The following is a 300-nucleotide window of genomic DNA, read 5'->3' as shown; positions in this document are numbered from 1 at the left end:
CCGTCGCGGACACGGCCGGCGATGCCTTGGGTGATGCCGGCGAGGCGGAACAGATTGTAGGCGAAATACCAGTTGAGATCAGGGACCGTCATCCGCCGTGAGGTCGGCGCCGTCCAGGCCGGGCATGACCCACTGCATCAACAGATAGGTGAAGTCGGCCATGGGATCGCCGAACGTCGACAACTCCCAATCCAGCACGGCCTGGACGCGCGGTTCCGTCGCATGGAAAATCATGTTGTCGAGACGATAGTCGCCGTGGACGATCGAGACGCGCGCCTGCTCCGGCACGGTCTTGGGCAA

The 300-nt window shown here is 63.3% G+C and carries 1 pseudogene; it reads right to left on the bottom strand.

What is annotated here, in order from left to right:
* Positions 1-300 (bottom strand): annotated as a pseudogene (locus tag AC0L2O_RS36615) (phosphotransferase family protein); the annotation flags it as partial.

The sequence above is a fragment of the Bradyrhizobium sp. Kon10 genome, assembly GCF_055807395.1.
Note: the sequence above shows the minus strand (reverse complement) of the source record. Positions and strands in the feature narration are given on the sequence as shown.